The organism is Leifsonia sp. 2TAF2 (assembly GCF_052115085.1).
In the GTDB taxonomy this organism is placed as follows: domain Bacteria; phylum Actinomycetota; class Actinomycetes; order Actinomycetales; family Microbacteriaceae; genus Leifsonia.
The window spans coordinates 1,483,623-1,496,892 of sequence record NZ_JBFRFY010000001.1 but is presented as its reverse complement, the minus strand read 5'-3'; the positions used below and the strand labels follow the sequence as shown (position 1 = coordinate 1,496,892).

Here is a 13,270-nt window from a genome sequence, read left to right as displayed (position 1 = left end):
ATGCCCGGGACCAGCGGCCCCGGGCATTCCGTTGATGCGCGTCCTTAGACGAGGCTCCGCAGCACGTACTGCAGGATGCCGCCGTTGCGGTAGTAGTCCGCCTCACCGGGGGTGTCGATGCGGACGACCGCGTCGAACTCGACCGGCTGCCTGCCTGCCGGCGAGTGCTCGCTCGGCTCGGCCACCACGTGGACCGTCTTCGGTGTGGTGCCCTCGTTCAGCGCTTCCAGCCCCGTGATCGTGAAGACCTCAGTGCCGTCGAGACCGAGCGAGTCGGCGGTCTCACCGGCCGGGAACTGCAGCGGGACGACGCCCATGCCGATGAGGTTGGAGCGGTGGATGCGCTCGAAGCTCTCGGTGATGACCGCGCGGACACCGAGGAGGCTGGTGCCCTTCGCCGCCCAGTCGCGGGAGGAGCCGGAGCCGTACTCCTTGCCGCCCAGGATCACGAGCGGGGTGCCCTGCGCCTGGTAGTTCTGCGACGCGTCGTAGATGAACGACTGGGGCGCGCCCTCCTGGGTGAAGTCGCGGGTGTAGCCACCCTCGACCCCGTCCAGCAGCCGGTTGCGGAGACGGATGTTCGCGAACGTGCCGCGGATCATCACCTCGTGGTTTCCACGGCGCGAGCCGTAGGAGTTGAAGTCCTTGCGTTCGATGCCGTGCTCGGTCAGGTACTGACCGGCCGGGCTGTCGCCCTTGATGGAGCCTGCGGGCGAGATGTGGTCGGTGGTGACGGAGTCGCCGAGCTTGGCAAGCACCCGGGCGCCGACGATGTCGCTGACCGGGGTGGTCTCGAGCGTCATGCCGTCGAAGTACGGGGGCTTCCGCACGTAGGTGGACTTCTCATCCCACTCGAAGATCGAGCCGGTCGGGGTGGGCAGCGACTTCCAGCGCTCGTCGCCTTCGAAGACGGACGCGTACTGGTGGACGAACATCCCCTCGTTGATGGACGAGTCGATGGTCTGCTGGACCTCGGCCGCGTCGGGCCAGATGTCCTTGAGGAAGACGTCGTTGCCCTCGGTGTCGGTCCCCAGCGGGTCGACCTCGAAGTCGAAGTTCATCGAACCGGCGAGAGCGTACGCGATGACGAGCGGCGGGCTCGCCAGGTAGTTCATCTTGACGTCCGGGTTGATCCGGCCCTCGAAGTTGCGGTTGCCCGAGAGCACCGCGGTGACGGCGAGGTCGTTGTCGTTGACCGCCTGCGAGATCTCCTCGGGCAGCGGGCCCGAGTTGCCGATGCAGGTCGTGCAGCCGTAGCCGACCGTGTAGAAGCCGAGCGCCTCCAGGTCTTGCGTCAGGCCGGCCTTCTCGTAGTAGTCGGTGACGACCTTCGATCCAGGCGCCAGGGTGGTCTTGACCCACGGCTTCGCCTTGAGGCCCTTCCGCGCCGCGTTGCGGGCGAGGAGGCCGGCGGCGAGCATGACCGACGGGTTGGAGGTGTTGGTGCAGGACGTGATCGCCGCGATGGCGACGGCACCGTGGTCAAGGACGAAGTCCGCGCCATTCTCGGACAGGGTGACCGGGGTCGGGTTGGAGACGATCTTCGGCGCGTGGCTGTGGTGCGTGTGCTGGTGGGTGCTGCGCGCATCCTCCGGCTGCAGCTCGCCCGGGTCGGAGGCCGGGAACGACTCCGAGATGGTGAGGTCGACCAGGTCGTGGGAGACGTCGGCGTAGTCGACGAGGTCCTTCTCGAACTGGTCCTTGGCGTGGCTCAGCTCGATGCGGTCCTGCGGGCGCTTCGGGCCGGCGATGGACGGGACGACCGTGGAGAGGTCGAGCTCGAGGTACTCGCTGAAGACCGGCTCGACCGAGGGGTCGTGCCAGAGCGTCTGCGCCTTGGAGTACTCCTCGACCAGCTGGACCTGCTCCTCACTACGGCCGGTGAGGCGCAGGTAGTCGAGGGTGACCTCGTCGATCGGGAACATCGCGGCGGTCGAGCCGAACTCGGGGCTCATGTTGCCGATGGTCGCGCGGTTCGCGAGCGGGACCTCGGCGACGCCGGCTCCGTAGAACTCGACGAACTTGCCGACGACACCGTGCTTGCGGAGGATCTGCGTAATGGTGAGCACGACATCCGTCGCGGTCACACCGGTCGGGATGGCACCGGTCAGCTTGAAGCCGACGACCTTGGGGATGAGCATGGAGACCGGCTGGCCGAGCATGGCCGCCTCGGCCTCGATGCCGCCCACGCCCCAGCCGAGGACGCCCAAGCCGTTGACCATCGTGGTGTGCGAGTCGGTGCCGACACAGGTGTCCGGGTAGGCGAGGAGTTCGCCGTCGATCTCGCGGGTCATGGTGACGCGGGCCAGGTACTCGATGTTGACCTGGTGCACGATGCCGGTGCCCGGCGGGACGACCTTGAAGTCGTCGAACGCGGTCTGGCCCCAGCGGAGGAACTGGTAGCGCTCGCCATTGCGCTCGTACTCGAGGTCGGTGTTGCGCTCCAGCGCGTCCGCCTGGCCGAACAGGTCGGCGATGACGGAGTGGTCGATGACCATCTCGGCCGGGGCGAGCGGGTTGATCTTCTTGGGGTCGCCGCCGAGAGCGGAGACCGCCTCGCGCATGGTGGCGAGGTCGACGATGCAGGGGACGCCGGTGAAGTCCTGCATGATCACGCGGGCCGGCGTGTACTGGATCTCGGTGTCGGGCTCGGCGGCCGGGTCCCACCCGCCCAGGGCGCGGATGTGGTCGGCGGTGATGTTCGCGCCGTCCTCGGTGCGGAGCAGGTTCTCGAGCAGGATCTTGAGGCTGAAGGGCAGCCGCTCGTACCCGTCCACCTGGTCGATCGAGTAGATCGTGTAGTCCCTCGACCCGACGGTCAGCGTCTTCTTCGCGCCGAAACTGTTCGTAGCAGCCACAATGCCCTCTCCTTCATCGGCAGGCGATGTTCACGCACGCCTCGTCCATCTTCCTCGTCCGTCGAAGCGCCTTTCCAGCAAGGTAAGCCTAAATCCTGATGCTGCAAAAGTATCTTGACGTCGAGATAAAACTACCACGTTCAGATGCGGTCGAAGACCAGCCCGCGCCGCTTCGCGAACCGGTAGAAGAGCTCGACGCCCGCCGCGCCTACCGCGCCTACCGCGATGCCCCAGGCCAGTGCCCCATCGGCCTTCAGATGCATCTCGAAGAAGGTCGAGGTGAACGGGATGATGCACACCAGCGCGAACGCGACGGCGACCGCCGCGAGCAGCAGCCAGCGGATCCCGGTCAGCGGGCGAGTCAGCACGCACAGGATCCACAGCGACACGCAGAACAGCGCGACGGTCGTCACGCTCCGCGCCTCATGCAGCGGGATACTGCGGTAGAGCGGCGCGTACGCGACGATCGCGGTCATCCCGGCGATCAGTCCGGTCGGGACGGAGTACCTCAGCACCCGGCCGAGCACCCCCGGCGTGTAGATGCGCCGGTTGGGCGCCAGCGCGAGGAAGAACGAGGGGATGCCGATCGCGAGCGTCGACACCAGGGTCAGCTGCCGTGGGAGGAACGGGAACGGCCACAGCACCACCGCGCTGACGAGGGCCAGCAGGATGCCGTAGGTGGTCTTCGCCAGGAAGATGTTGGAGACGCGCTCCACGTTGGCGATCACCCGACGGCCGAAGGCCAGCACGTCCGGCAGCCGGTCGAACCGGTCGTCCAGCAACACGACGCGCGACACCGCCTTGGTCGCGGCCGTACCGGTGCCCATGGCGATGCCGAGGTCCGCATCCTTCACCGCCATGGCGTCGTTGACGCCGTCGCCGGTCATCGCGACCGTTCGTCCGCGCTCCTGCAGCAGACGGACGGCCGTGCGCTTCTGATCCGGACTCACCCGTCCGAGCACGCTCGCGGTCTCGAGCGCCTGGGCGAGCGCTTCGTCGGTCGTGAGGGTGGTGGCGTCGACCGTCTCGCCCTCCAGCTGCAGTTCCCGCGCGATCGCGGCAACGGTGACGGGGTTGTCGCCCGACATGACCACCACCCGCACGGACTGCTCGCGGAAGTACGCGAGCGTGTCGCGCGCCTCGGGCCGCACCGTCTCGGCCAGCAGGACGAGCAGGGCGGGCTGCACCCGCATCCCCGTCAGAGGGGTGTGGACGTCTGCCGGCAACGGGTCGAGCGCCCGCGCGAGCGCCAGCGTGCGCAAACCGGTCGCGGCCAGCGCGGTCGCCCGCTTGAGCACGTCGGGATGCCCCTCCAGCACCCGCTCGGGTGCGCCCAGGACCCAGCCGGTCTCGTCCCCGTCCACCGTCATCGCAAGGGCGCTGTACTTGGTGGCGGAGCTGAAGGGGATGCGTCGCGACACCCGGAACCGGTCGCTGCGGAAGTGCGAGCCCAGGATCCCCGAGGTCGCGTTGCCCGCTTCGTCCGACCCGAACGCCGCCAGCGCCGTCTCCGCCAGTTCGGTGTCAGCTGCACCGGCGCAGACCTCGGTGCCGTGCAGCGCCAGCTCGCCCGTCGTCAGGGTGCCCGTCTTGTCCAGGCACAGCACATCCACCCGGGCGAGGACTTCGACGGCGGCGAGCTCCTGCACGAGCACCTTGCGGGCGGCCAGCTGGATGGCGGCGACACCGAAGGCGAGGCTGGTCAGCAGCACCAGGCCCTCGGGGATCATCCCGACCACTGCGGCCACGGCGTCCAGCAGTGCCCGGCGCCAGCGGTCGTCGGCGAACACCTCCGAGAACCCGCCGTACGCGAATACCCGCCCGAGCAGCGTGATCAGGATGAGCGGGCCGAGGATCCACGAGAGGTAGACGAGGATGCGGTTGGTCGCCTCCCGCAGCTCGGAGCGCACCAGCGAGTGCTTTCGGATCTCACTGGTCAGCTTGCTCGCGTACGAGTCGGCGCCGACCGCGGTGACGACGGCGAGGCCGGTGCCGGTGACGACGTGCGAGCCGGAGAGCAGGGGCGCGTCGGCGTCTTTGAACGTCGGATCGGATTCGCCCGTCAGCATGGACTCATCGAGTGACAGACCGGTGCTCTCGACCACGACCGCATCGGCCGGCACTTGGTCACCAGGCCGGAGGACCAGAAGGTCGTCGAGGACGACGTCCTCCAGCGCGACGGTCACGACCTCGCCGCCGCGGCGCACGCGGCTGTGCGGGGCCGCCAGGAGGGCCGCGCGGTCGAGCACGCGCTTCGCCCGGTACTCCTGCACGATGCCGATCAGCGCGTTGGCGACGACGATGCCGAAGAAGAAGCCGTCACGCAGGTCGCCGAGAAGCAGCACGGCGACGAAGCAGGCGGTGAGGATGCCATTGAACAGCGTGAAGATGTTCTCGCGCAGGATGTCGCCCACCGACCGCGAGCTCGGCTGCGTCTGGGTGTTGACTCGGCCGTCGGCGACCCGTTCGGCCACCTGCGACGCGGTCAGGCCCTGCTGCGTCCCCGCCTCGAGCATCGGTCCCCCTCCGTCGCGCCGCGAGCTGTGTCTACTTGTTCGGACGTGCTTCGGCGCTGGTTCGTGACGGTTTCTGGGGGAACTGACCCTTCACGACGAACCAGGTGACGAGCAGGAGCGGAGCGTAGAGCGGCACGCCCATCAGGAGCTTGGTGAGCGCGAGCGCGCTCGTCGCCGCATCCGTGTGCGCCAGGTACAGCGGGACCTGCACCACCAGCCGCGCGACGAACAACAGCAGCCACAGCAGAGTCAGCGCCTGCATGACGCGGTACTTGCGCTTGTCGCTGCGCCACGCGACGCCGTCGCCCATCAGGTAGCCGGCGGCCAGGCCGATGATCGGCCAGCGCACCAGCATCGAGATCAGGATGCCGGCAGCGTAGGCGGCGTTCGTCCAGATCCCGAGCAGGAAGTTGTCTTCGCCGCGACCGGTGATGAGCGCGAGGATGGCAGAGACGCCGACGCCGATGAGCCCGGCCATGGCCTGGGTGACCGGCGTCTTCCCGATGATGCGCACCGCGGTGAACACGACGGCGACCGCCACCGAGCAGCCGATCGAGAGCGGCACGTTCTGCGTGAAGGTGAACAGGATGAGGAACACCAGCCCGGGCAGGATGGTCTCGCACAGTCCGCGGATGCCGCCGAGGGCGCCCATGAGGGCGGCACCGGTCGAGGCGTCCGTCTCGGCGAGCTGGCCGAGTCCCGAGCGTCGGGCAGCCGCGGCGATGCTGTCGCCGAGCGCCGGCGCCGGGGCGCCGTCCGCGCCTGCCCCATCCGTCTCGCGTTCGGGTCGGTCGTGATCGGTCATTGCGCGCCTACAGAGAGGAGTAGTCGTTCTCGGTGCCCGCAGTGGGTGCGGCGGGCATCCGGAGCGGGATGAGGTCGCGCGGGGGCATCGGGACGGACCCGCGCACCACCACGATGCTGCGGAAGAGGTCTTCGACGAGCGCCGCCGCCTCCGGCTGCACCGCCGCGTCGCCCGCGATCACGCCACGCAGGAACCAGCGCGGGCCGTCGACGCCCACGAAGCGCGCGACACGCGTCTCGACCGGGCCGCCCTGCGGCGCCGCCACGGGGATCTCGGCCACGAGCTCGGGCCCGAAGGCGCCGTCGCGCTCGGTGACGCGCCCGCCCTGGCGCTGCACCTGGTCGGTGATCTGGTCGCGGATCTCGTGCCACAGCCCGGAGGAGCGGGGTGCGGCGAACGGCTGCACCTGCAGCGTCGAATTCGCGTAGTCGAGGCCGACGGCGACGACGCGCTGCGTCTCCTCCTCGACCTCCAACCGCAGGTGCAGGCCTTCGCGCGGCAGGATCTTCACGCCGCCGAGGTCCACGTACGGCCGGACCGGGTTGGCCTCGCTCTCGTCGAGCGGCCCCTCGGTCGCGCGGTCCTCCGGCGCCGACTTCTCGAACTCGACGGCGTCGCCATCCTGCTGTTCGAGCTCTGCGGCCTCCTCGGACCCGCGAGGGGTGTCGCTGATGTCGCTCACGCGTGTTCTCCTGCCTCGGTCACGGTGTACCCGGACGAGCCGAAGCCCGCGGTGCCGCGGTGGCTGTCCGGGAGGGAGTCGACGGGGATGAACCGGGCTCGCGTGATCGGCATGACGATCAGCTGGGCGATCCGGTCGCCGACGGCGATATCGTACGGCATCGACCTGTCCGTGTTGAGGAGGGTGACCCGGATCTCGCCGCGGTATCCCGCATCCACCGTTCCCGGCGCGTTGACGATCGTGAGGCCGTGCCGCATGGCCAGGCCGCTCCGGGGGACGACGAACCCGGCGTAGCCCTCCGGAAGCGCGATGGAGACGCCGGTCGGCATGGTGAAGCGCTCCCCCGGGCCCAGCGTCACGGCCTCCGCGGCGCAGAGATCGGCGCCGGCGTCTCCCGGGTGCGCGTACGCGGGTGAGACAGAGGCGATGATCGGGACGTCGACGGATTCGGTCACGTGTCAGAGGCTAGTGCAGAAGTCTGATCGAATAGAGGTCATGGACCTGTACCGAGAACGGCTGTGGGCGACCCCCTGGCTCTTCATCTCGACCCTGCTCGTCATCCCGGCCGTCATGCTGGTGTTCGCGCCGATCAACTTCACCGTGGGCGTCGTCCTGGCGGTCCTGATCTACGTCGCGTTCGCCATCTTCCTGATCGCGACGGCGCCGGTCATCCGGGTGACGAAGGAGGAGCTGGTCGCCGGCCACGCGCGCATCCCGCTCGCCCTCACCGGCGAGCCGACGGCGTACAGGGGCGAGGAGGCGACGCAGCAGCGCGGACGCCTGCTCGACGCCCGGGCCTGGCTGCTCATCCGCGGCTGGATCAAGCCGGTCGTCAAGGTGCCGCTGGTCGACCAGGACGACCCGGCGCCCTACTGGCTCCTCTCAACAAGAAACCCGGACCAGCTGGTCCGGGTTCTCGATGAGGCTCGCCTCAGTTCTTAGTGTCGACCGACGTCAGGCGGCGCACTCCACGCAGATCGGACCAAGCTTGGTGTCGTGGTCGATCTGGGAGCGGTGCTTCACCAGGAAGCAGTTCACACAGGTGAACTCGTCGGCCTGGGGAGGCAGCACGACGACGTCGAGGTCGAGGTCAGAGAGGTCGGCACCGGGGAGCTCATATCCGCCGGGGTTGTCGGCGTCTTCGACGTCCACGACACCCGACATCTTGTCCGGGACACGCTCCTTGAGGGCCTCGATCGACTCGGAGTCGTCCTCGGTCTTCCGCGGTGCGTCGTAATCCGTTGCCATGCCCATCCACTTCTCGTCGTAACGGCCGATTCTCGCAATCGGCGGCCATAGTTTGCATCAATCGCACCCGAATAGCAAAACTACGCAGGAGCCTTTCAGCGATTGCTCGGTGTGCAACTTCCGGCACGCCCGCTGTATTCCCCGAAATGCCTTCCGTGCCGTGGCATCCTGAGGCCGTACGTACGAGCTCGGAAGGCAATCCACATGCAGGATTTGAAGGTCATCGGGGTCGAGAACGGTGCACTCGTCGCCGTCGGCGACGACGGTGAGCGGTTCCGCATCGCCGTCGACGAGGCGTTGCAGTCGAAAGTGCGCCAGGTGCGTCAGGAGACGCCCGCCGACGCCCCCAAGCTCTCACCGCGCGAGGTCCAGGCGCACATCCGCTCAGGGATGTCCGCAGAGGACGTCGCAGCGGTCACGGGAGCGCCCCTCGAGTACGTGCAGCGGTTCGAGGGACCCATCATCGCCGAGCGCGAGCACATCGTTGCCAGCGCCCTCAGCGTCCCGGTGCACACCTCCGATGCGGTCGATCCGCTGGGCGACCCGGAGACCTTCGGCACCGTCATCCGCGAACGCCTCGCCTCGCTCGGCGTCGCGGGCGAGCGCTGGGCGAGCTGGAAGGACAGCGAGACCGGCTGGATCGTGAAGCTCGAGTTCACGGCCGACACGATCGACCACGACGCCCGCTGGACGTACGACGCGCGCAAGCACGCCCTGGCCCCGATCAACTCGGAGGCGACCACGCTCTCCCAGGCAGGCGAGCTGCGCGGCGGGGCGCTCATCCCCCGGCTGCGCGCCGTGCTGCCCAACGAGGGCGAGCCGGACAACTCCCGCTTCGACAGCGGAGCTTTCACCTTCCCCGCGCCCGCCGCCGACCTCCTCGGCCCGGAGATCACCGCACCGATCGAGCCGCTCCCGCAGGGCCGCACGCCCGGCGCGAACAACTCCATCACGGTGTCGGCGATCAAGCGTGCCGACGACGGTGCCCCGCGCGACCTGCACCAGACCGCCGACCTGCTGGAGGCACTGCGCCGCCGTCGAGGCGAGCGCGAAGCGGCCACCTATGAGGAGCGGCCGACGCTCTCCGAGCCGCAGCAGTCGGCACCGGCGGCTCCAACTGCTCCGCAGGCTCCGCAGGAGACCGCTCCGCTCGACCTGTCGCCGTTCCGCGTCATCGACGAGCGGCCGCCGGCGGCTCAGCCGCCGGTCTCCCAGCCGCCGCTCTCCCAGCAGCCGCCGCTCCCCCTCGACGTGCCGCCCGCGTCGAGCCCACGCTCGAACGACTCCGGCCCGCAGCCGTCCTCCCGTAGGAAGGGACGCGCTTCGATGCCGAGCTGGGATGAGATCGTCTTCGGCGCCCGCACGGACGACGACCTGGCGTAGTCGCTCGCGCATCCGGTAGCGACTGAACTCAGCCTGCCGCTCCGAACCGCAGCAGCGGAACCCGCGTCTCCTCCGGCGTGAGCGAACCGTGCTGGCCGACCATGTTGCGGCCGGTGCGCTGCGGGTCGCGGCCGTCGTAGTAGGCGATCCGTTTGCGGGGGGCGACCAGCACATCCCCGATCCGCGGAGCCACCTCCGGGTGCACCACCGGGCCGAACCACCCTGCGTCGATCGCCTCCGACCGGGTGGCGACCCAGGAGCGGTCGCCCTCCGCGTCGCGCCAGCGCTCAGCGACGGCGGTCGCCGACGCTCCCTCGTCGAGGTACACGTGAAGCAGCCGCGGCTCTCCGGCGATCTCGGCGACCTCGGTCAGAAGCTCGGGCGCGGTGTCGTAGAGGATGTGGCCGCTCTCGGGCACATCCACCACTCCGTGGTCGGCGGTCAGCAGAGCCCCGCGACCCGGCCCGAGCCTGCGAGCGAAGTCGGCGACCAGCGCATCGAGGGTCTCCAGGGCGGCCGTCCAGTCCGACGACTCCCAGCCGCGCGCATGCGCAAGCTGGTCGAGCTCCGCGACGTACAGGTAGGTCAGGCCGGGGCCGGACGCCGCAAGGGCCTCCGCGGCGGCGTCGAAGCGGCCTGCGAGTGACTGCACACCGACGAATTCCGCCCCGCGCAGCACCGCGGCCGTGAATCCCGAGCCGGTGAACTTCGGCAGTCCGATCGCGCGCGTCTTCACGCCCTGCTCGGCCGCGTGCTCGAACACGGTGCGCGACCGCTGCCAGACGGCAGGATCCATCCGCTCGTCCCAGCCGTTCAGCTGGTTGGTCAGGCGGCCGGCGGCGTCGCGCACCCGATAGCCGACCAGGCCGTGCTCGCCGGGCGTCGTGCCGGTCGTCAGGGTGGCGAGCGCCGCGGCCGTCGTCGTCGGAAAGCCGGCGTCGATCGTCGTGGCCTTCCCGAGCATGGGCGCCAGGGTGCGGGCGTGACCGGCACGGGCACGGAGTGCCGCGGCTCCCAGGCCGTCGACGACGATGACGACGACATGCTCCAGACGGGGCAGCCCCAGGTCGTTCTGTGCACCGGAGAGCGCGGCCAGCGAACTCGGCAGAACCGTGGCGAGGCTCGCTCTCGTCGTGAAGGCGGCCGGTAGCATGGGTGGCATCCGGCCCAGTCTGGCACAGCCATCGCGCCGCCGGCCGAGCCGCCCCACCGCGACTCCCCGCCCCTCCCGAGATTGCACGAATGACACCAGCAGACGACCAGCCCGCCGCCGGAACGACGGAACGCATCGAAGACGTCGACGTCACGACAGAGATGCAGGGCTCGTTCCTCGAGTACGCCTACTCGGTGATCTACTCGCGCGCGCTGCCGGACGCCCGCGACGGCCTGAAGCCCGTGCAGCGCCGCATCCTGTACATGATGACCGAGATGGGCCTGCGTCCCGACCGCGGCCACGTGAAGTCGGCACGTGTCACCGGCGAGGTGATGGGAAAGCTCCACCCGCACGGCGACAGCGCGATCTACGACGCACTGGTCCGGATGGCGCAGGACTTCACCCTGCGAGTCCCGCTCGTCGACGGCCACGGCAACTTCGGTTCGCTCGACGACGGCCCGGCCGCCGCCCGTTACACCGAAGCGCGGCTCGCCGCCGCTGCACTGGCGATGACAGAGGACCTCGACGAGGACGTCGTCGACTTCGTCCCCAACTACGACAACCAGCTGATGCAGCCGGACGTGCTTCCCGCCGCCTTCCCGAACCTGCTCGTCAACGGCGCCAGCGGCATCGCGGTCGGCATGGCCACCAACATGGCGCCGCACAACCTGATCGAGGTCGTGGGCGCTGCCCGTCACCTGCTGGAGAACCCGGACGCGACCCTCGACGACCTGATGGCGTACGTCCCGGGTCCCGACCTTCCCGGCGGCGGAACCATCGCCGGGCTCGCCGGCGTGCGCGACGCCTATGCGACGGGCCGCGGCAGCTTCCGGATGCGCGCCAAGGTCACCGTCGAGTCGATCACCGCGCGCAAGAGCGGTCTGGTCGTTACCGAGCTCCCGTACGGCGTCGGTCCCGAGAAGGTCATCGAGAAGATCAAGGACGGCGTCAACGGCAAGAAGCTGAACGGCATCTCCGACGTCACCGACCTCTCCGACCGCCAGCACGGCCTCCGGCTGGTCATCGGCATCAAGACCGGGTTCAGTGCGGATGCGGTGCTCGAGCAGCTCTACCGGCACACGCCGCTGGAGGAGGGCTTCGCGATCAACAACGTCGCGCTCGTCGCCGGCGGCCCGCAGACCCTCGGGCTGCGCGAGCTGCTGCGGGTCTACCTCGACCACCGCATCAGCGTGGTCACGCGTCGCTCCCGGTTCCGCCTGGCCCGGCGCCAGGAGCGCCTGCACCTCGTCGAAGGCCTCCTCGTGGCGATCCTCGACATCGACGAGGTCATCCAGGTCATCCGCAGCTCCGACGACACCGAGCAGGCGCGCGGCCGACTGATGCAGGTCTTCGACCTGAGCACGCTGCAGGCGGACTACATCCTGGAGCTCCGCCTCCGCCGCCTCACCAAGTTCAGCCGCATCGAGCTCGAGACCGAGCGCGACCAGTTGCGCGCCGAGATCGCGGAGCTCGAGGCCCTCCTCTCGTCGCAGCAGCGCATCCACGAGCTGGTGTCGGACGAGCTGGAGCGGGTCGCCGCGACGTTCGGCACCCCGCGGCGCACGCTCCTCACCGAGGCGAAGCCGTCGATCGCCGGCGCTTCACGCAGCAAGGCGGCGACCGTGCAGCTGGAGGTTGCCGACGTCCCGACGCGGGTGTACCTGTCGACGACGGGGCGGATCCTGCGCGTGGATGCCGTGGCCGCCGCGGACGGCGCAGACGGGGGCGAGGGCGGCGGGCTCGACCGCATCCAGCCGCCCGCGCGGCGCAGCAAGCACGACGCGATCCTGTCGCAGCTCGACACCACCAGCCGTAGCGAGATCGGTGCGGTGACCAACAGGGGCAGGCTCATCCGCTTCTCCCCCGTCGACCTGCCCGGGGTGCCCGCCAACTCCATCCAGCTCGGAGCCGGGGTCAAGATCGGCGATTACTTGGCGCTGGCGGACAAGAAGGAGCGCATCCTCGCGCTCGTCTCGCTGGACTCGGAGCAGACCATCGCGCTCGGCACCAAGCAGGGCGTCGTGAAGCGCGTGACCGCCGGCGACTGGGCCAACAAGCCCGACTTCGAGGTCATCGCGCTGAAGCCGGGCGATGAGGTCGTCGGGGCCACCACGGTGACGGATGCGGACGAGCTGGTGTTCGTCTCCAGCGACGCGCAGTTGCTGCGGTTCGCCGCATCCAGCGTGCGTCCGCAGGGTCGGGCGGCCGGCGGCATGGCCGGGATCAACCTCGGCGCGGGTGCGCACGTCATCTTCTTCGGCGCCGTCGCGTCGGGCGAAGCCGAGGAGGCGGTCGTGGCGACCATCGCGGCCAGCGATGCCACCCTCCCCGGGGCCGACCCCGGCACGGCGAAGGTCAGCGACCTGTCCGAGTTCCCGGCCAAGGGACGCGCCACCGGCGGCGTCCGTGCGCAGCGGTTCCTGAAGGGCGAGAGCGAGCTCGTCCTCGCCTGGGCCGGACGCGGACCGGCCCTCGCGGTCGCGCCGGACGGCGTGGCACGCACGCTCCCCGAGGGCGGCGCGCGTCGCGACGGCTCCGGCACCCCCCTAGACACCGTCATCGGCTCCATCGGCCGCCGCATCGCCTGACCGCGGACCCACGCTCCAAGCCAACAGCTCCTGACTT

General features: G+C 69.6%; 10 protein-coding genes. 3 read left to right on the top strand and 7 right to left on the bottom strand.

Annotated elements, in window-relative coordinates; genetic code table 11:
• Nucleotides 1–44: 44 nt before the first annotated feature.
• The 5 genes from acnA to dut form a co-directional block, all read right to left on the bottom strand.
• Complete coding sequence (gene acnA / locus AB4Z18_RS07155) at nt 45–2,858, bottom strand: aconitate hydratase AcnA (RefSeq protein ID WP_441781997.1); 2,814 nt, start codon at nt 2,856–2,858, stop codon at nt 45–47.
• A gap of 140 nt (nt 2,859–2,998) precedes the next feature.
• Nucleotides 2,999–5,374, bottom strand: coding sequence for an HAD-IC family P-type ATPase (locus AB4Z18_RS07150; protein WP_441781996.1), 2,376 nt, complete (start codon nt 5,372–5,374; stop codon nt 2,999–3,001).
• A gap of 31 nt (nt 5,375–5,405) precedes the next feature.
• Nucleotides 5,406–6,179, bottom strand: coding sequence for a DUF3159 domain-containing protein (locus tag AB4Z18_RS07145; protein ID WP_441781995.1), 774 nt, complete (start codon nt 6,177–6,179; stop codon nt 5,406–5,408).
• Nucleotides 6,180–6,186: 7 nt separating this feature from the next.
• Nucleotides 6,187–6,861 (bottom strand): DUF3710 domain-containing protein, encoded by a 675-nt coding sequence (locus AB4Z18_RS07140; protein ID WP_441781994.1) that lies wholly within the window; start codon nt 6,859–6,861, stop codon nt 6,187–6,189.
• Nucleotides 6,858–7,316 carry a dUTP diphosphatase gene (dut, locus tag AB4Z18_RS07135; protein ID WP_441781993.1) on the bottom strand — a complete coding sequence of 153 codons (459 nt, stop codon included), beginning with the start codon at nt 7,314–7,316 and terminating at the stop codon, nt 6,858–6,860. The genes AB4Z18_RS07140 and dut overlap by 4 nt, the downstream gene beginning before the upstream one ends.
• 40 nt (nt 7,317–7,356) lie before the next feature.
• Between dut and AB4Z18_RS07130 the strand changes: the two genes are divergently transcribed.
• On the top strand, nt 7,357–7,803 hold the full coding sequence (locus AB4Z18_RS07130) for a DUF3093 domain-containing protein (protein WP_441781992.1): 447 nt from the start codon (nt 7,357–7,359) through the stop codon (nt 7,801–7,803).
• A 12-nt stretch (nt 7,804–7,815) separates the two neighbouring features.
• Here AB4Z18_RS07130 and AB4Z18_RS07125 read toward each other — a convergent pair whose 3' ends face one another.
• A complete protein-coding gene (locus tag AB4Z18_RS07125; protein WP_285116440.1) occupies nt 7,816–8,109 on the bottom strand; it encodes a DUF4193 domain-containing protein in 294 nt (97 codons plus the stop codon).
• 204 nt (nt 8,110–8,313) lie between these two features.
• Between AB4Z18_RS07125 and sepH the strand changes: the two genes are divergently transcribed.
• Nucleotides 8,314–9,492, top strand: coding sequence for a septation protein SepH (gene sepH / locus AB4Z18_RS07120; RefSeq protein WP_441781991.1), 1,179 nt, complete (start codon nt 8,314–8,316; stop codon nt 9,490–9,492).
• A 28-nt stretch (nt 9,493–9,520) separates the two neighbouring features.
• On the opposite strand, the gene AB4Z18_RS07115 is transcribed toward sepH, so the two are convergent.
• Nucleotides 9,521–10,654: an alkaline phosphatase family protein gene (locus tag AB4Z18_RS07115; RefSeq protein WP_441781990.1), complete on the bottom strand. Its 1,134-nt coding sequence runs from the start codon at nt 10,652–10,654 to the stop codon at nt 9,521–9,523.
• An 80-nt stretch (nt 10,655–10,734) separates the two neighbouring features.
• On the opposite strand from AB4Z18_RS07115, the gene AB4Z18_RS07110 reads away from it, so the two are divergent.
• The gene (locus AB4Z18_RS07110; protein ID WP_441781989.1) at nt 10,735–13,233 is read left to right on the top strand and encodes a DNA gyrase/topoisomerase IV subunit A; all 2,499 of its coding nucleotides are present in this window, start codon (nt 10,735–10,737) and stop codon (nt 13,231–13,233) included.
• Nucleotides 13,234–13,270: the final 37 nt, after the last annotated feature.